The 19,410-nt window shown below is 27.1% G+C and carries 19 protein-coding genes and 1 riboswitch; of the genes, 5 read left to right on the plus strand and 14 right to left on the minus strand.

All coding sequences use genetic code 11. The features are described 5' to 3' along the window. Nucleotides 1-391: 391 nt before the first annotated feature. The 3 genes from NGI68_RS01650 to NGI68_RS01660 form a co-directional block, all read right to left on the minus strand. A complete protein-coding gene (locus NGI68_RS01650) occupies nt 392-1,426 on the minus strand; it encodes a DUF2804 domain-containing protein (RefSeq protein WP_353505346.1) in 1,035 nt (344 codons plus the stop codon). A 327-nt stretch (nt 1,427-1,753) separates the two neighbouring features. Further along, nucleotides 1,754-2,476 (minus strand): DUF3298 and DUF4163 domain-containing protein, encoded by a 723-nt coding sequence (locus NGI68_RS01655; protein WP_251859744.1) that lies wholly within the window; start codon nt 2,474-2,476, stop codon nt 1,754-1,756. Between the two features lie 508 nt (nt 2,477-2,984). Beyond that, on the minus strand, nt 2,985-3,821 hold the full coding sequence (locus NGI68_RS01660) for a pyridoxamine kinase (RefSeq protein WP_251859745.1): 837 nt from the start codon (nt 3,819-3,821) through the stop codon (nt 2,985-2,987). Between the two features lie 287 nt (nt 3,822-4,108). Here NGI68_RS01660 and NGI68_RS01665 point away from each other — a divergent pair, with 287 nt between their 5' ends. The 5 genes from NGI68_RS01665 to NGI68_RS01685 all read left to right on the plus strand — a co-directional run bounded on the left by NGI68_RS01665 (nt 4,109) and on the right by NGI68_RS01685 (nt 9,489). Then, nucleotides 4,109-5,902 carry an aminopeptidase P family N-terminal domain-containing protein gene (locus NGI68_RS01665; RefSeq protein WP_251859746.1) on the plus strand — a complete coding sequence of 598 codons (1,794 nt, stop codon included), beginning with the start codon at nt 4,109-4,111 and terminating at the stop codon, nt 5,900-5,902. A 59-nt stretch (nt 5,903-5,961) separates the two neighbouring features. After that, on the plus strand, nt 5,962-7,359 hold the full coding sequence (locus tag NGI68_RS01670) for a peptide MFS transporter (protein WP_251859747.1): 1,398 nt from the start codon (nt 5,962-5,964) through the stop codon (nt 7,357-7,359). Between the two features lie 270 nt (nt 7,360-7,629). After that, complete coding sequence (locus NGI68_RS01675) at nt 7,630-7,833, plus strand: cold-shock protein (protein WP_003362301.1); 204 nt, start codon at nt 7,630-7,632, stop codon at nt 7,831-7,833. Between the two features lie 143 nt (nt 7,834-7,976). Continuing rightward, entirely contained in the window at nt 7,977-8,471 is a 495-nt protein-coding gene (locus NGI68_RS01680) for a hypothetical protein (protein WP_251859748.1), read from the plus strand. Between the two features lie 466 nt (nt 8,472-8,937). After that, nucleotides 8,938-9,489 carry a nitroreductase family protein gene (locus NGI68_RS01685; protein ID WP_251859749.1) on the plus strand — a complete coding sequence of 184 codons (552 nt, stop codon included), beginning with the start codon at nt 8,938-8,940 and terminating at the stop codon, nt 9,487-9,489. Between the two features lie 210 nt (nt 9,490-9,699). On the opposite strand, the gene NGI68_RS01690 is transcribed toward NGI68_RS01685, so the two are convergent. From NGI68_RS01690 to NGI68_RS01740, 11 genes are all read right to left on the minus strand, one after another. Next, a complete protein-coding gene (locus NGI68_RS01690; protein WP_251859750.1) occupies nt 9,700-10,077 on the minus strand; it encodes a PH domain-containing protein in 378 nt (125 codons plus the stop codon). A 209-nt stretch (nt 10,078-10,286) separates the two neighbouring features. Further along, nucleotides 10,287-11,654 carry an APC family permease gene (locus tag NGI68_RS01695; protein WP_251859751.1) on the minus strand — a complete coding sequence of 456 codons (1,368 nt, stop codon included), beginning with the start codon at nt 11,652-11,654 and terminating at the stop codon, nt 10,287-10,289. A 187-nt stretch (nt 11,655-11,841) separates the two neighbouring features. Then, nucleotides 11,842-11,941: riboswitch (glycine riboswitch) on the minus strand. Between the two features lie 172 nt (nt 11,942-12,113). Then, nucleotides 12,114-13,154, minus strand: a complete 1,041-nt coding sequence (locus NGI68_RS01700; RefSeq protein WP_251859752.1) for a ribonuclease Z — start codon at nt 13,152-13,154, stop codon at nt 12,114-12,116. A 227-nt stretch (nt 13,155-13,381) separates the two neighbouring features. Further along, nucleotides 13,382-14,653 carry a M14 family metallopeptidase gene (locus tag NGI68_RS01705; protein WP_251859753.1) on the minus strand — a complete coding sequence of 424 codons (1,272 nt, stop codon included), beginning with the start codon at nt 14,651-14,653 and terminating at the stop codon, nt 13,382-13,384. A 110-nt stretch (nt 14,654-14,763) separates the two neighbouring features. Further along, a complete protein-coding gene (locus NGI68_RS01710) occupies nt 14,764-15,237 on the minus strand; it encodes a DUF134 domain-containing protein (RefSeq protein WP_251859754.1) in 474 nt (157 codons plus the stop codon). Further along, on the minus strand, nt 15,207-15,608 hold the full coding sequence (locus tag NGI68_RS01715; RefSeq protein ID WP_353505347.1) for a Fur family transcriptional regulator: 402 nt from the start codon (nt 15,606-15,608) through the stop codon (nt 15,207-15,209). The genes NGI68_RS01710 and NGI68_RS01715 overlap by 31 nt, the downstream gene beginning before the upstream one ends. A 75-nt stretch (nt 15,609-15,683) precedes the next feature. Beyond that, entirely contained in the window at nt 15,684-16,310 is a 627-nt protein-coding gene (locus NGI68_RS01720; RefSeq protein ID WP_251859755.1) for an ABC transporter ATP-binding protein, read from the minus strand. A 125-nt stretch (nt 16,311-16,435) separates the two neighbouring features. Then, nucleotides 16,436-17,197 (minus strand): ABC transporter permease, encoded by a 762-nt coding sequence (locus NGI68_RS01725; protein WP_251859756.1) that lies wholly within the window; start codon nt 17,195-17,197, stop codon nt 16,436-16,438. Continuing rightward, a complete protein-coding gene (locus NGI68_RS01730; protein WP_251859757.1) occupies nt 17,169-18,179 on the minus strand; it encodes an ABC transporter substrate-binding protein in 1,011 nt (336 codons plus the stop codon). Before NGI68_RS01730 ends, NGI68_RS01725 begins: the two co-directional genes overlap by 29 nt. A 338-nt stretch (nt 18,180-18,517) precedes the next feature. Further along, entirely contained in the window at nt 18,518-18,655 is a 138-nt protein-coding gene (locus NGI68_RS01735; protein ID WP_251859758.1) for a hypothetical protein, read from the minus strand. A 157-nt stretch (nt 18,656-18,812) separates the two neighbouring features. Further along, nucleotides 18,813-19,409, minus strand: a complete 597-nt coding sequence (locus NGI68_RS01740) for a DUF3862 domain-containing protein (protein WP_251859759.1) — start codon at nt 19,407-19,409, stop codon at nt 18,813-18,815. Between the last annotated feature and the right edge of the window lies 1 nt (nt 19,410).

Genomic DNA, 19,410 nt, shown 5'->3' on the forward strand with positions numbered 1-19,410 from the left:
CACCCCATATAAAATTATTTTAAATATTTATATTTTAAAATTATTTTTAATGCTATAAAAATTTACTTAATTATATTAAATTAATACCTTAATTACAAATATATTTTTTGTAACTACCGAAAGTATTATGATATTTCTGTTATTCTCATATATTTTTCATAATATCATAGTACATAAAATTAGTTAAATATAATTTATTTATAATAAATATTATATCTATTAATATTTATTATTTCATAGTTTACAATTGAATGCTACTAAATAATCTATATTACAGCCTTCTTTGTTTTTTAATAAAGTGTTTTTTAACACAATTAAAGCTTTTTATTAATAGATAAAGCCTATAAGGTTTTAAATTCCTTATAGGCTTTATCTAAATTTATTATATTCTTTACCATTTAGCATAATGTTCTTCTACGGAGCCCTTTAAGGCTTCTATATTAATAATATTCCCCTCATTGTCTTTTATTTTACCATAAAATTCACCTATTATTTGATGTACTGTAGATTTTAAAAATACTGCATCAGTCTTAGCAAGCCTATTATATATAGGCTTAAATTCAAGATATACTTTATCAGATATTTCTGTCTTTAAGATCCAGGATTTCATAAGATTATTCTTATCATAATTATAAACTATACATTCATTTAATTTTAAAATCTTCCCATCTATAAATAGACCATTTTCTGTGATTCCCGTTCCATCAGTCCACTTAGCACCTAAATTAAATCCTATAATTCTTCCATGCTGCTTTCCTGCGGCAGTAGCCCAATTCCACATAATTTTAAAAGGCCATATCCCTCTTCCAAAATCTAATCCAGCAAAACTATCTTTTTTATTAAATATATAAGTTTTATTATTTATCATAACTCTTCCTTCAACGGGTAAACAATTTTGCTTTGATGTAAATTGAAACTTATTTCTGCTCCAAGGTATTAATACATTTATAGTTTCCAGCTCCTGAAAACAAAGAACATTAAATTTAGCTGTAAGATTTCTCCCCATAAAATCTTTACAATGTATCAATATATTCATAGTTTCTAAGTATTTATTCCATTTAAAAAGTACCTGCAATTTATCATTAGAAAACTCTACATTGTCAAAAACATTTTTTCCTATAGTACAACCTTTCCCCAAAGGCGTGATAACAGTTTTTTCAGCAAACTCTTTCGTATTAAAATCATAAAAATATACAAAACTCATTGCTATATAGTCTAAATGTGCTATAGTGACAGAAAATAAGCAATCCTGGTTTATCATATACCAATAATTCCACTTTTTCTTTCTAAAATTCTTCCCTCTAATATTACAATTAAATATAGGTTTCCTACTCCATCCTATACTTTCTTCATTTAATGTACCATTACTCTTACATATGTTCACTGGACTTATTATTTCTTTTTCACAGAAAAAATTCTTCCCCATTTTTAATAATTCCCCACCACCAATAAATTTTATAATATTCATACTAGTAAATACCCACTGATTTTTTATTAGTCATATCTATACTAATTTATATAATATACAAAAATAAACTCTAATATAAAATTAATTAAACTCACAAAATGATTGTAACACATAATACTTATATTTAAAAGATATTATGTTATACTTTTTTATAAATAAGCTATAGTACTTTCTTATTTTAACTTAATATAACTCATATTGGTTTCATGTTAAGCTATAAATAAATATATTGCATTATTAATGATGATTAATATATTCATATTTCTTATACTATTAATTATTTTATTATCTAAGTAATCTTTGTATAGGACTTACTGGTCCTAATAAATTTAATATATCTTTATATGGTATAGGTATCTGAAATAGGCCATATGCATATGGAGTATACTGATACACTGGATAATACAATACTAATGAATCAGGAGTAAGATAAAATTGTTGATTAGGATCTAACCCCTTATATTCTTCTAGCATAGGAACATTATTTACCTTTATATATCCCCTAACTTTTTCTTCTAAAATAGGTTTGTAGTTTATTTTACTGGTAAAAAGATCACTTAACTTATAAATTTTCCCTGTGTCTAAATCAATATTTAAAGATGAGTATAATGTAGATCCATGAGCTGCATTTGTATAATAGGTATACATACCAAATAGTATACTTAATATACATTTGTTATTTAATTTAACATCATAAAAACCTATAACTTCTTCCACATTTATTTTACTAGGTATCAAAGCTTGCTGTTTAAATAAATTACTTACCTCATTAGCTATAGCTTCATTTACTAATTTTGATATAGGTTCGTCAGCCACCTCTTGTATAAAAGGATATGTTATTTTAAAATTTTTAGGTTGTAAATTTTGTTCACTTAAAGAAATAGCACCCATATTGCATTGTCTATGATAGCCATTATATCCTCTACACATATTTCTCATAACTTGGTTATATCTATTCAAGTAACAAAATCTACACATACTATAACTATCAAAAGGTATAAAGTTCATATTATATCTTTCCTATATAATTAATTCTGTACCATTATATGTAATTACACATAATGTTGATACCTTATTTAAAAACTTATGTTATAATGTGTATTTTCTAATGATAAATAAAATAATACATATATATAAAATAAAAGTAAGGAGATAAGTATTATACTTCTCTCCTTACTTTTATTCACTATTATTGGGGGTATATTTTAGAGGGATTGTTTTAATTATTAAATATATATACTATAATCATATTTTATTAAATATATCTTTTTAAATTAGTGAAGTTTTCTTCACAAAATTTAACTTATCACTGATTATTTTCCAAATATGATATAATATATTTTAATTAATAATTATTATTTTTATTCATTATAATATTATTTTCAATAGTTTGCAATAATTTTTTTATTTATTTTTTATATTTTAAATTTCATTTTTTATAATTACAATGTTTTATAATTGTAGAAAAAAATATAATGAAAAATTTATTTTTATATGAGATAGTTTTATATGCTTCTTATATTAATCTTTTTAAGGCTTTTTCTAACATTATGCCATCTCTTTCATCATAATCATATTCCATACTAACTCTTATTCCATAATTTATAAAATCTACAGCTTTATCTACAGCATCTTTTATGTCTTCTTTGTTTAATAAGCTTCCTACAATTACACTAGTAAAAGCATCTCCTGTACCAGGATAGTTAGCATTTAATTTATCAGCCTTTGCTATATAAAATTCTTTTTTTGTTTTATTATATGAGGCCGTAGCTATTATATTATCATATAATGGAACACTGGTTATTATAACATTTTCTGGGCCCATATGGCTTAAACTTACAAGCATTTCTTTCACTTCTTTTTCAGAAACTTTATAGTGAGAACAATCCATATCTAAAAGATAGCAGGCTTCAGTATAATTAGGACTTATAACATGAGCCAATTTTATAAACTCTCTCATCTTATGAACCATATTATAATCTATAGCCGAATACAACTCACAATTATCTCCCATTACTGGATCTATAACCACCAGTGTATCTTCATTTTTAAAATATTTTATAAAATCTGATATTATATTTATTTGATCTACGGAACCTAAATACCCACTATATATACAATCAAAACATAAATGTAATTGTTCCCAATGTTTTATATAATTTTGTAAATTACCAGTTAAATCTATTATTTCAGGATTACCAAATCCTCCTGTATGTGTAGATAAAACTGCTGTAGGAATGGGGCATACCTGAGATCCCATAAGAGATATTATAGGTATTACTGTAGTTAATGATGCTCTTCCATAACCTGATATATCTTGTATAGCTGCTACTTTTTTTGTATCTACTTTCATACATCCATCTCCTAAATCATCTCAATTAATATAATTTATATTTAAGTTATACTAAAATTAATATTTTTTCAACTGTACCCATACAATTTAAAAATTTTGTTGCTATATATCTTATAGTTTCACACTACGTATAATAATTTTACTTATCAACTATCATGAACTTCAATGTCCGTATACTTATGTAATTATTTATTTATTTTCTATTTATTACATTCATTGTTATTTTTCTTTTTATTTTATGCTATAATTTTACTAGAATTAATACTAATTGAAAGGGGACTAACATAATGAAAGTATCTGAAAGAATTACAAAATTAAGGGGTTTAATGGCAGAAAAAAATATTGATATGTACATCGTACCTACTGCTGATTTTCATCAGAGTGAATACGTAGGGGAACATTTCAAAGCTAGAAAGTATATTACTGGTTTTTCTGGTTCTGCAGGAACTGCAGTTATAACCCAAAATCATGCAGGTCTTTGGACAGATGGCAGGTATTTTATACAAGCTGAAAATCAATTAAAAGGAACTACTGTAGAATTATTTAAAATGGGAGAACCTGGAGTTCCAACAGTAGAAGAATATATAACAAACACACTTCCTGATAAAGGAACTCTTGGATTTGATGGTCGGGTTATTTCTATGGTAGATGGACAAACTTATGAAAAAATATTATCAAGAAAAAATGCCAATATCAACTATGACTGTGATCTAATTAATGATATATGGGAACATCGCTCACCACTTTCTGAGGAGCCAGCATTTGAACTTGATATAAAATACACTGGAGAATCTACTTCTTCTAAATTAAAACGTGTTAGAGAAGCAATGATGGCTGCAGGTACAAACGCACATGTTATTACATCTCTAGATGATATTGCTTGGATTCTTAATATTCGTGGAAACGATATCGAATTTTTCCCACTAATTTTGAGCTACCTTATTATTACAATGGATGAAGTTCATCTATTTATAAATGAAGATAAATTAAGTGATAATATCAAATCAACTCTTAAGAAAAATGGTGTGTCATTTATACATCCATATAATGAAATATATGAAGCAGTAAAAAAACTTAAAACTTCTGATATTGTTTTAGTTGATCCAGCTAGAATGAATTATGCATTATATAATAATATTCCAAAAGATGTGAAAAAAGTAGAAAAACGAAATCCATCTGTTCTATTTAAAGCTATTAAGAATCCAATTGAAATTAAGAATATTAAAAAAGCTCAAATAAAAGACGGAGTAGCTCATACTAAATTTATGTACTGGCTTAAACATAGTATAGGTAAAGAAGTTATCACAGAAATAAGTGCTTCTAATAAACTAGATGAATTCCGAGCACAACAAGGAGGATTTATTCGCCCAAGTTTTGAACCTATTTCTTCATTTGGTGAGCATGCAGCTATAGTACACTATGCCCCAACTCCTGAAACAGATATAGAACTAAAAGAAGGTTCTTTATTCTTAACAGATACAGGTGCTGGTTTTTATGAAGGTTCTACAGATATTACAAGAACTTATGCATTAGGAGAAGTACCACAGATAATGAAGGATCATTTTACTATGACTGTTAATAGTAATCTTCACCTTGCTCATGCCAGATTCCTTTATGGCTGTAATGGAATGAACTTGGATATCCTTGCACGTGCTCCATTCTGGAATAGAGACTTAAACTTTAATCATGGTACAGGCCATGGTGTAGGATATTTAATGAACATCCATGAAGCACCAACTGGATTTAGATGGCAATACCGAGCAAACGAAACTCATCCTTTTGAAGAAGGAATGATTATTACTGACGAACCTGGTATATATATTGAAGGCTCACATGGAATTCGTATTGAAAATGAACTTCTTGTATGTAAAGGCACAAAAAATGAATACGGCCAATTCATGTACTTTGAACCAATTAGCTATGTGCCTATAGATTTAGACGCAATAAATCCTGATCTTATGACTATAGAAGAAAAACAATGGTTAGATGAATATCATACATCTGTATATGACACTATATCACCATATCTAGATGAGAATGAAAAAGAATGGTTAAAAGAGTATACTAGAAATATTTCTTAGCCCTAGGTTGTAAAAATACTTTATAACCCTAACCAATAATAGAAAGAAGGTATTCAATAATGGTAGAAAAAAGGCAAAAACATCCTATTGGTTTATCATTATTAAACATATCTATAGCTCTACAGAGCTATGCAGGTTATGCGGTGTCCTCCATATTAATACTATTCTTCACATCAGACATTAGTAAGAATGGTTTAGGCTTAAGCGTTACAAAAGCAGCTTCTATAATCGGCCTATATCAAGGAGTTAATTATATGGGCTCTCTTGTTGGAGGATATATTACTGATAAATGGCTAGGAATTCAGAAATCACTAGCTCTAGGTTCTTTTTTAACTGCCTGCGGATATTTAGTTCTGTTTTTTGCAAAACCTAACATTGGAAGTATATGGTTGGGACTTATAGTCTTGATTATAGCAGGAGCATTTTTTAAAGGTCAAATTAGTACCCTTGTTGGTTCACTTTATGGCAAAAATGAGTTATCAAAAAAAGATGCTGCTTATAGCATATTCTATATGTTCATAAATATTGGTTCTTTCTTTGGACCTATAATTGCAGGATTTATCTCTGATAAATGGTTTGCTAAAGTAGCCGCTAACGGGGAAGTTGCAGCATATGGTTATAAATATATTTTTCTTATGTGTGCTATTGTAATGATATTTGTATGTGGTTTAATCCTAATCTTATCTCCAAAATGGCTAGGAGATATCGGGAAATATCCAGTATCAAAAACTGAAACTAAGATAGATTCTTCAGAATCTGAAAAAGAAGCCACAAACCTTCCTTTAACACGTATAGAAAAAAATCGTATCAAGGCTATGATTGTTATGTTCCTATTTGTAATCATATTCTGGTCAGCTTGGTATCAAACTGCCACCTCCTTTTCTTTATTGGCAGATAAACTAGTAAACAGAAAATTTGGTGGATTTACAATGCCAGTACCTTGGCTTACTTCTGTTAATGCAATCTTTTGCGTGGTATTCTCTCCAATACTTGCAAATATATGGGTAAAACTTTCAAATACTAAAAAGGGAGACTTATCTGTTCCTACTAAGATGGGCTTTGGGCTGATCTTAGCTGGAGCTTCCTTTATTACCTTGATCCTAGGTATATCTACTCTTGGAGGTGTCACAGACGGAAGCAAGCAAATGAATATACTATTTATTATTGTAGCTTACTTCTTATTGACATTAGGTGAACTTTTCCTATCCCCAATCGGAATGGCAATGTTCAATAAACTAGCTCCTGCAAAATATGGTTCCTTTGCAATGGGCGCATGGTATCTAAGTTTCTTCTTTTCAAATTTAATTTCTGGCAGACTTGCAGGGTTCACAGATACCATGGGATACACAGAAATCTTCGGCTTCATAGCCGGTGTTGTAATTGTATTTGGTGTAATACTTATTTTGTTACGAAATGGTTTATTAAGACTTATGTCTTTAGACGAGTTTGAGAAGTAATTCTCTTTAATAAATATATTTAATATTATAAATAAACAACAGACTATAGTTATTGCTAACTGCTATAGTCTGTTATTTTATATATAAAGTTACTAAAAGTAGCATTATATATTAGTAATTTTAGGTCACATATATGTGTTATAATAAAGATTAAAATATTTTTGTACATAAACATAATATTTATGTTTGTTTATTTCTTAATAATATGTTATAATAATAGAATAAAATTTAATTAGTAAAGCATAATGTTTTACACTAGGAGGTCAATCAATGAAAACTGGAACAGTAAAATGGTTTAACTCAGAAAAAGGATTTGGATTTATCGAAGTAGAAGGTGAAAAAGATGTGTTCGTTCACTTCTCAGCAATCCAAGGAGATGAACCAAGAAAAAACCTTGAAGAAGGACAAAAGGTTGAATTCGAAGTAGAAGAAGGTCAAAAAGGTCCTCAAGCTGCTAATGTTATAAAGCTATAATATAACTTTGTAATATATAAATAGCAAATACCACGCCACCTTTATTAAGGTGGTTTTTATATTATATACAATTTTTATTAAACTTTTATAAAGCTCACCAAATCTTTGCTTAAAAATAGTTTAGTATAAGGAGAGTAGTATTAATGAAAAAAAATTATAACATGAAAAAGACCATAGCTATGAAAGGCTTTATCTCTGAATTTGGAGAAATTTTTTCTGAAAAAGCAAAAGAAAGATTGTTAGAATTAGAAATAAGAACTGTTTTAACAAGAAATGAACACAGAAACAAACTGGATATAAAACATGTGGAGCACACTAAGTATCCTTGTAATGATCTAAATGGCAAAAATCTTGAAAAAGAATATTCTTATGGACAATTTGTAATTGAAGATAATAATTTATATTTTAGTGATAGTTGTATAGAAAATGAACGAGTTATGCAATCACCAGTAGTAGATAAAATATATAAATCTCTAGATGATATAGATATGCTTATAAATGAAGATACAACAGCAAAGAAAATAGATGATACTAACATTGATTATGTAATAGATTCTCTATTAGAAGCCTGTCCAGAAGTATCTCAAAGATATTTAAAAATTGTCCATGAAATGTTAGCTAATGAAAAAAATAATTAATTCTTAAAATAAGAGCATGTATTGTCACATATATGTCCTTATATTAGTAAAAACTATTTTAAAAGTTTTTACTAATATAAGCTCTTTTGTACATATTTAATATAAAAATTATTTATTGTATTTTTACATGATATGATTTTACAACAATTTCATATTATAGACTTCTAATACTCCCCAACTTTACCTTAAACTTTATTAAATAGATACATACTTATTATTTATATTTTAAATATATAAGTGCATACTAATTATATATTTGTTTTTATATAGTTTTTTATTCATGTAATGAAAATTCATATTAATTTATGTTACAATTAATGTAAATTATATTAATTTGTACTTTATTAACTCTTTATATTGTTTTTTATTACTTTTGTTTAACTGAATATTTTATTTTAACCTATTATTTGATTAAAATAAAATATAACTATAATTAAATAAATTCATTTTGTTAAGGAGGATTTATATGAACACTGTATTAGAAACTATAAAAAACAGAAGAAGCACCAGAGGTTATAAGTCTGAACAAATAAAAGAAGAAGAACTTCAATGCATATTAGAAGCTGGTATCTACGCTCCTTCTGGTTGTAATAATCAATCTTGGAACTTTACTGTTATCCAAAACAGAGAGCTAATTACAACTATGAGCAACATTGCTAAAGAAAAACTTAAAGATTCTCCAAATGAAAACTTTAGAAATATGGGCAACAATGAGAAACTTGATTTAACTCATGGCGCACCTACTTTAATCGTAGTATCTGGACAAGAAGGAAATTATTCTCCTCTAGTTGATTGTTCTGCTGCTATAGAAAATATGTTAATTGCTGCTGAAAGCTTAAACATAGGTTCTTTATGGATAGGTCTTATTTCATTAGCTTTCGAAAATAAAGAAATCCTTGAAAAACTAAATATACCTAATGGATATAAACCTTATTTTGGAGTAGCCTTTGGTTATAAAAATGTAAGTGATGCTAGAGCCCCAAAGAGAAAGGGAAACGTTATAACTTACATAAGATAAGGAAATTAGGACGTAACAGAAAATTAAAGGATAAAAATTAAAACAAGAAATATTTATTAAACAGGGACAGTCTATTAAATTCAGTTAAAAAACTAATTTATAATAAACTGTCCCATTTTCTTTTTAAATATAAACATTTGTATATACGAATAAATTTATTTAAACTGTATTCTTATTTCAATTTTAAAATACTTCTTAACAATTTATATATTATTTTAAAACATAGTTAGCCAGTACACTTTGAAGCTCATATATATTTAAGCTACTATTAAATTGCTTTTCTATTGGTAGTTGAGTTCCTGAAATCCATATTTTAAGTTCTGCATCTAAATCAAAGTTTCCTGCAGTTTCTATACTAAAATGTGTTATAGATTTATATGGTATAGAATGATATTCTATTTTCTTACCTGTCATTCCCTGCTTATCTACTAAAACTAATCTTTTATTTGTAAAAATAAACATATCTCTAATTAGCTTGTAAGCTCTTTCTACTTTTTCATTATCAGCTAATATATCTTCATAATCTTTCTCTATGTCTGCTACATTAACCTCTGAGGCATTTCCCATTAACCCGTTAAATAATCCCATTTCTGTCCTCCTAAATCTAATTTAAATCATATTTTATAAAAGAATCTAAATTAATGATACTATTTTTTTTTATCTTGCACAACTATTTCCTATATTATAACATAGCGAAAAACTAAAATATAATTATATATTATTTTACATTTTTATAAAATATATTGATTATAAATATCCCATCTACTATTTAAAACAATGATTGAAAAAATATTATATTATGATACTTCATCATGATTATTTAGTGTAGACTTCAATGAATTAGATACTTTTAAATTTTTCTTTTTCATATAGTTATATATTGGTATTCCTATTAAAGTTATTACTATGCCGCAAATAGCATATAATGTATTTGTTATTAGCGTACTTATTATTATATAAACACTACCTATTATACCTATAAGAGGTATTATTGGATACAGTGGTACCTTATAAGGTCTTTCTAAATGCTTAAATTTAGTTCTCAAAACAAATATACCTACTACTGTCATGGTAAAGAATAGCCATAATACGAACATCACTAAATCTGTTAATATATTAAAAGATCCTGATAGTACATATAAACAAGCTAATACTGCTTCAAATATAAATGCATTTACTGGAGTTCCTGATTTTTTATGAACTCTACTAAAAAAGTTGCTAAAAGGTATAATGTTGTCTTGAGACATAGCTAAGGGTATCCTGACTCCTGTCATCAAGTAACCATTTAAAGCTCCAAATATAGCAATTAATATACCTGCTGAAATAATTTTTGCTCCTGTACTTCCTAGTAGCACTACTGCTGCATCTGAAGCTGGCTTTTCAGAGGCTATTATTGCATCCATAGGTATTATCTTAATTAGAGCTAAATTTATAAGCACATATACTATTATAGTAGTACCTAATCCTATTATTATAGATCTTGGTAAATCTTCTTTTGGATTTTTAAGTTCTCCTGCCATATTGCCTACACTTATCCATCCATCATAAGCCCATAAGGTTCCTAAAAGAGCTGCTCCAAATCCAGATATAGTACTTGAGGAACTAATATCTAATGTAATTCCTTTTGCTGTCCCCTTTATAAATCCTAAAGCTATTATAGCAATTATAGGTATTAATTTAGCAATGGTCATTATACCTTGCATTTTACTTACTAATTTAGTGGATATAATATTTAAAATCATAATAAATACTATAAAAGCTATGGCTAAAATCTTTTGCTCTGTGGCTGTTAAAGGTATAAAACTAGTAATCTGTGTAGAAAGTATTATAGCTAGAGCTGCTGCTGATCCTGGCACATAAATAATTGATTGAACCCAGCCTAATAAGAATGCAGCTTTTTCTCCATATAATTCTTTAATATAAACAAATATTCCTCCTGTTTTAGGAATAGCTGCTGCAATTTCTGCCACTGTAAGGCCAGAAGCTAAAGTAATTATTCCACCAACTAGCCAAGCTACTACACCTAAGGTAGGTGAACCAGCATTTTTAAAGACAATAGCTGGTTTAAAAAATATACCTGATCCTATAACCATCCCTATAACTATAGCTATGGCATCAAATAATCCTAAGTTTTTTTGTAGTTTTTCTTCTTTTGCATTTGTCATATGATTTTCCCCCTCTTCAACACTTGCTTAATAATATGTGGTAACCCTTTAACAGGTCATTATATAAGTTGAATTTTTAAGTAGGCTATATATTAATTAAGATCTCATAGATTTTGTATTATATTTATCCATAAAAGCACAAAAGAACAGTGATAAATTCTATTTATTTGCATAGCAAACAAAGCTAAATTTACCTTCTGTCCTTTTATCTGAAAGCTACCCTATTGAACAAAACATAGGTTTCTTCTTTGATGCTGTATTTAAACAATCTCTCCAGAGTAGTGTCCGATTATTATATTGAACCTGAAAGCTTCAGAATAGGATTTTAGCATTTCCCACTCCTTTCTTCTTCGGTTATTATAAAAATATCTCCAATAATCTTCATTCACATATAATTAAATTTTTAATTATATTAACAAAAACATTTTATCATGTAATACATCATGTTTCAACATAAATCTACTCTATAAAAGATAATGTTTTCATAAATCTGTCTTTTCCTATTATAGTATTAGGGAAAATGTTTATAGCATTTTCCTTAAAATTCTCTGGATCCATTAAAGCTGGACTAAAATGTGTTAGAATAAGTTCTTTTACTCCAGCTCTAACAGCTAAATCAGCACTTTCTATAAAAGTCATATGTTTATTTTTTATAGCTTTATGTAAGTCTTCATTATGACCATAAGTTCCTTCACATATAAACAAATCGCTATCTTCTATAAAATTTATTATGGATTCTACAGGTCTTGTATCTGTGATATAGCTTAATTTTATCCCTCTACGATTTCTTCCCATAACCATATCAGAAGTATATTTTACCCCCTCATAAATTAAATTTTCTCCTTTTTGCAGTTTACTCCATAGAAATTTAGGCACGTTATTCTTTTCTGCTTTTTCTAAATTAAATTTGGCTTTTCTATTAATATAAAAACTATATCCTATGCAAGGACAAGAATGTTCTAGTTCTAATGTAGAGATTTTTATATCATAATCTAATGTATCTTCATTCTTTTTATACTCATTACTAAAGGTATTTTCATTTTCTATAGTTTTATTAAAATCATGGTTATTTATAAAATTATCAATATTTTGTGTTTTAAATACTTCCATACTGTCATTAATCCATTTTATTTTTAATGAATTTTTAGGATTCTCTATTATATTTATATCATAGGGTAAATAGGGCACTATAATTCTAAGAGAACTTATTACTTCTTTTATACCTTCTGGCCCTATAATGGTTAAAGTCTCTCTTCTACCACTATTGCCAATAGTAGCTAAAAGACCAGGTAATCCAATTATATGGTCTCCATGTACATGAGTTATACATATAATATCTATAGTTTTAAATCCCCATCCTACCATTTTCATAGATACCTGAGTTCCCTCACCACAATCTATAAGCAACTTTCTTCCTCTATAATTTATAAGAAGAGAAGACAAAAACCTATCTGGAGTTGGCATACCACCTCCACAGCCTAACAAAACTAAATCTAACATGCTATTCCTCCTAGTTCTTGATTGTAAAATATATTTTTATAATCTTTAATATTTCCTTCATTTTATTTTTAATAATCATAATTATTAGTATTTTATATTATCTTTACCTACTTATATTTTAATCTATATTCCTTATAATTATTTTTAAAATAAAACATAAGGAATAGATAATTATAAAAAACTATATAATAATATCTATTCCTCTATAGTGCTCATATTAATGACTGCTAAACAATAGGCGCTAATAAAAGTATTTCTATATTGTCTTTATATATTTCATCAAATTGGCTTATAGGCAATTGATTCTCTCCTTTTCCTACCTCTATAGTATAGCCAGGTCTTATATAATGGGATATGAACCAATCTTTATATCCTGCATATGATGCTATTCCAGTAGTTTCTTCCAATTCATATCCACTTACTTTTGAAAATAATTCACCTATTTCTCTTGCATCTTTTGGAACTATGTCTCTATATGTCCAATATATCACTTCTCCTTGACTGTGGTACGCTAATACTAATCTAAAATTATGCTTCCTTGTAAAATCAGCTACAGCTCTACTTTCAGGTTCTGATTGCGGATAAGGGCCCCCATATCTAGTAGGCCCTGGACCATAAACTCCATAAGATTCTTCTGCCATTTTAGATTCATACCAAGAAGCATTGTAATTATGATTTAAGTCTACGCCTCTTATATTTGCTTCCCAATCCTGTGAAAAATTTGTACTTCCATTATTCCATTTTATTAAATCATTATAATAAGGGTTATTCCTTTGAAGCCCATTTATAACTAAATCTACTCCATCTGGATTTACCATTGGCATTATATAAATACTACTTTTATTCCATATATCTTCTATGTTGTACCCTTTTATTTCTCCATTTTCACTATAAGCTCTAGAAAAATCTTCAATAAATTTCATAAGCAATGGTGTGGTTATCCATTCTAATGCGTGGTGGGATCCATTATAAAACACCTCATTAGGACCACTGCCTAATTTTATATAATATAAATTTTTCCCTAGAACACTTCTACCTGCTACTCCTACCTCTATAAAAGGATATCTTGCTTTCAAGGCTCTTATATCATTTTCCATAATTTCATAAGTATAATCAATATTAGTATCTACTATATTAATACCTATTGGAACTACAATTTTATTACCTATTATAAGATTATTAGGATTTATATTAGGATTAGCAGTAATTATTTTATTTGCAGTTGTATAGTATCTTCTAGCTATATTATATAAAGTATCTCCAGGCTTTATAGTATAAGTATTATATCCTAACATAAACTTGTTCAACACCTCATAAGTTTTAGGTCCCACAATTCCATCTACAATTAATCTATTGTTTTGTTGAAATCTTTTAACTGCATCTTCTGTTATATTTCCAAATATTCCATCTATTACTCCTAGATTATAGCCTATTTTTTTAAGTACTGCTTGAATTTTTTTTACATCTGATCCCCTATCACCTTTTTTTAAAACTGTCATAAAATCACCTCATAGCATTATATGATTTTATAAGCTTACAAGTGAAATATATAAATAATAAGGATTAACACTAACTTATAAATGCTAATCCTTGCTTTTCAAATTATTATTTACTTATTATTAGTTTTCTCGTATTGATCTTCTCTATTTTGACCCTTACACCATCTTCTACAAAAATGTGCTTTCTTGTTACATATTACTTTTTCTGAACCACACTTAGGACATAAATGTCTATCTTGTTCATAATTTATTTCATAAATTTCTCCACAGTCCATACATTTTAATTTACATATCTTAGTGGTATAATGCCCTCCACTTATTTTTATAGCTTTTCCATTAGTTAAAGCTATAGCCACTTTTTTTCTAGCACTATCTATTATATTTTGAAAAGTTTGACGAGAGATTTGCATTCTTTCTGCACATTGTTCTTGATTTAATTCCTCTATGTCTTTAAGCCTCATGGCTTCCAATTCTTCAACTTTTAATACTACTTCATGTATTTCACATTTAGGTATTCCCCAAGGCACAAAATAATTATTTTCCGGGAAAAATTCTACTCTTCTAAACTTTGTTGGTCTTGGCATTTGTCTTCCTCCTTGCATTTACTACATAACCCTAAAAATAATATATTAATATCATAAATTTGTAAGTTTTCTCTATGTTCTATATTTCTATCTAAGTTCAGATATTGTAAATTCAAATTAATATTATTAATATCTATTATACTATTACATTTTAAACATTTAAAATGTATATGCAAGGGTTTTTCACTAAATATTTTTATTTCGTAATAACTAATAGAGTTAATATTAAATTCCTTAACTATACCTAGTATTTTAAAAAGTTTTACATTTTTATAAACTGTAGCAATTCCTATACTATATTCTTTAATTTCATCATATATTTCCTGGGCATTTAATTGAGTACAGCTTTCTAATAATAATCTTGATATTATCTTCTTTTAAGGATTTTACTAATACCTATAAAATTAAATCTAAAAAACAATGTAGCTTATAAAATTAATTTATAATTATAATGTATTATATTCCTCTAAAAAGCAAACATTATGAGCTATGCTATGAGCTTCCTTTGTATCATGGGTTACTATTATAGTTGTTGTTTTGTTTTTTTTCCAGATCTTTAAAAATTCACATATGATTTCGTGTTTAAGATTTAAATCTAGCCCCTTAAAAGGTTCATCCATAATGATAATTTCACTGTTATAAGCAAAGGCTCTAGCTAAAGCTACTCTTCTTTTCATGCCTCCACTTAATTTTTCCAAAGTATAGTATTTATATTCCTTCAACTTAACTAAATCTAAATACTTGTCTATAATTTTTCCTATACATTTTGGAGTTGTATTTGACTTTAACACAAAAGCTATATTTTCATATACTGTAGCCCAAGGCAATAGTCTATCTTCTTGAAACATATAAGATATTTTCTGTTTTTTCATCATAATCTCACCACTATCTAAAGGTTCCAGCCCTGCCATAATATTTAATAACGTAGTCTTACCATAACCAGAAGGAGCTAGAATAGCTGTTATCTTATTTTTTTCAATTTTTAAATTTAAATTTTTAAAAATTGTGTTATCTTTATAAGATTTACAAGCATTTATAAACTGAATCTCATATATTGCATCATGTTTTTTCATAATTTTATCTCCATACTAAATAATTCTAGATTTAAATCAATCCAACTGAAAATTATAATATGTAACATTTCACTGTAAAATATATACATAATAATTAATATTACAAAGCTATACTATGTTTTAATTTAAAACACTTTTCTAGCATAATATTTAAATATTTTTTCAAATATAAGACTAAGCAAAACCACCACTATAGTCCAAGCAAACAATTGTTCTGTGGCTAAAGTTGCTTTTGCATTTAATAAATTTAGTCCTATAGAATACCTAGGAGTACTTAAAACTTCTGATGCTACACAAACTTTCCACCCTATTCCTAAACACATAAGTATTCCTGATATAATATAAGATTTTATAGAAGGAAAATAAATTTCCGTTAATATATATCTATTTTTAACATTATATAAATTAGCCATGTGAATTAATTTTATATCTACAGACTTTATTCCTGATAAAATATTAGTATATATTATAGGAAAACACATAAGTATGCTAGTAAATATGGCTACATTAGATGATTTAAACCACACTAAAGCTATTATTATAATAGACATCACTGGAGTTGCTTTTATAGTTGTTACTAGTGGCTCTAAGAATTCTTCCGCAAAATCATTTAATCCTGCCATTGAACCTAAGATAATACCTAATATTATAGATATCATAATGCCTATAATTACCCTTGATATGCTTTTAAACACACTTATCCAGAAATATCTTTTTAATACAAGAATAATTAGTGTATTAAGTACATCTTTAGGATATGGAAGCAATATTTCATTATTTATAAAAAGGGAGCTAAGCTCCCATACAAATATCCAAAATATTATTATTAAAACTTTTCTAATTAACATTAAAACAACCTTATTTTCCCTTATAATAGAAGTTTTCATCTGGTAGCTTTCCTCCAATGGATTTTGGATCATTTTCTTTTAAAATATTATAGAATTTTTCTAAAGAATTCTTTGAATTCTTAGCATCTATAAATACTATATTACATTTAGGTATAGCAATTTCTGCTATTTTAGCATTTGGAATTATACCATTCTTCTCTATAAGTTTTCCAGCTTCTTTATTATTATCATTTACAAACTGTACAGATTTTTTGTAATTATTTATAAAAGTTTCTACATCTTTATCTCTTTTATCTATGAAATCCTTTCTGAAGATTAACGCTCCCATTGTTAATTTCCCCTCTCCATTAGATAGCTTTTTCCACTCTTTTGTCAAATCTAATTGAACTTTTAAATCCTTATTTTTGGTTTTTACTATTGTTACAAAAGGCTCTGGAAGTACTGCTATTTTAGCTTTTTTTGAAGCCACTAAAGTTGCTAAATCATTATGTTGAGCTTTATATTCTATTTTTACATCTTTTTCTGGATCTAACCCATTTTTCTTTAATATATAGTTTAGAATAAATTCTGGTGTAGCTCCTTTTCCTGTGGCATAAATGGTTTGTCCTTTTAAATCCTTTATACTCTTTATAGTATTTCCATTCTCTACAATTGATAAAACACCTAAAGTGTTTACTCCAACCAATTGAACTTTACCTTTTGTTTTATTATATAAAACAGATGCTAAATTAGATGGAACAGCTGCCCCATCAACTTCACCACTTACTATTTTTGAAACCAATTGATCTGGAGCATCAAATAAAGAAATATCATAATCATCTTTATTTTCTTCAATTAATTTAACCATTCCCATACCAGTAGGTCCCTTTAAAGTAGCTATTTTAATCTTTTCTTTTTTACTACTACTTTCTACGGTATTTGTTTCCTCTTTTTTTTCAGTGTTATTTGAGCAACCTGTCACCAATAGTACTGAAAAAACTAAAAGAAATGCTATTAATAATGTACCAATTCTTTTTTTCATATATATAACCTCTTTCTATAAATATTGATAAACTTTTGTTTTTGAAAGCTTATAAAGATCATACCTGGTTTTATTTATAAACAATCCTTACATATAATATTTTTTCTTAATGTAATCTATACATATCATAATTAATATATAATTCCAAAATATTCATTATAATTTATTATTATTGTACTACAAGTTATTAAAATTATCATGCAATAAATTTAAACATTATTTCACATTTTGCTAATTTAATCTTTGAACCAATCTTGCTATCAGTTGATTTAGGGTTAATTTAATGTATAAAATATTCTCTCTTATATTTTACATTGAATATTAAAAAAGAGTCTATACTAAGACTCTTTTTTAACTGATTTATATTTTGACTTATTTTTATCATTTGAATTTATATATTCAAAATCTCCATTTGAATTTTTTCTTATTCCCAATCTTGCATATTCCTTATCTTTTACTTTAAGTTTATTAGCCATTATTACCACCTCCAAATAGTATTATTTCCTCGGAAGTATTAAATTATTTCACCCCATTAACTACTCTACCTTTATATCTTCTATAACTATAATACTTCATTAATGACTTATACTAGCAAAAGAGACACTTAAAGATTAAGCATCTCTTTTTCATTATTTATTTTAATCCAAGCTGAGTTCTTGCAATTGATTTACCATTTTCAAATGTTACATTCATATTTGTTCCATCTGGATTAATCCATAAATACACTGATCTGGTAATTCCATTAACTTCAGATATGGATATTAATTGTCCATCATCCAATATTTCTTTGACTTTATTATAGTCCATTCCTTTTTTTATTTTTGTGTATTTTATCATATTTACTTCTGCTTTTTTACTTGAAAGCCCAGCTTGACCCTTACCTATAACTTTATTATTTTTAATAGTAATATTCATATTGCTACCATCTTCATTGTACCAAGTGTATATAACTTCCTTTATTTTGCCAACTTCTGAAGATTTTGACTCTTTACCTTCTCCCAATATATTCTTTACTTCCTCATAAGTTGAACCTATCTTTATTTTAGAAAACTTATCATATGTGACTTTTCTATTATCATCTTTTTTAACTTCTGTTGTTATTGAACTTTTAATAGATGGAATGCTTATATTCTTATTACCACCATATCCAGCTACTCCACATATAATTATTATAATAATAACCCAAAACCAATTTTTTTTATAAAATGGTTCTTTTATCTTTCCTGTCATT

The sequence above is a fragment of the Clostridium sp. Marseille-Q2269 genome (assembly GCF_943736985.1).
In the GTDB taxonomy this organism is placed as follows: domain Bacteria; phylum Bacillota; class Clostridia; order Clostridiales; family Clostridiaceae; genus Clostridium_F.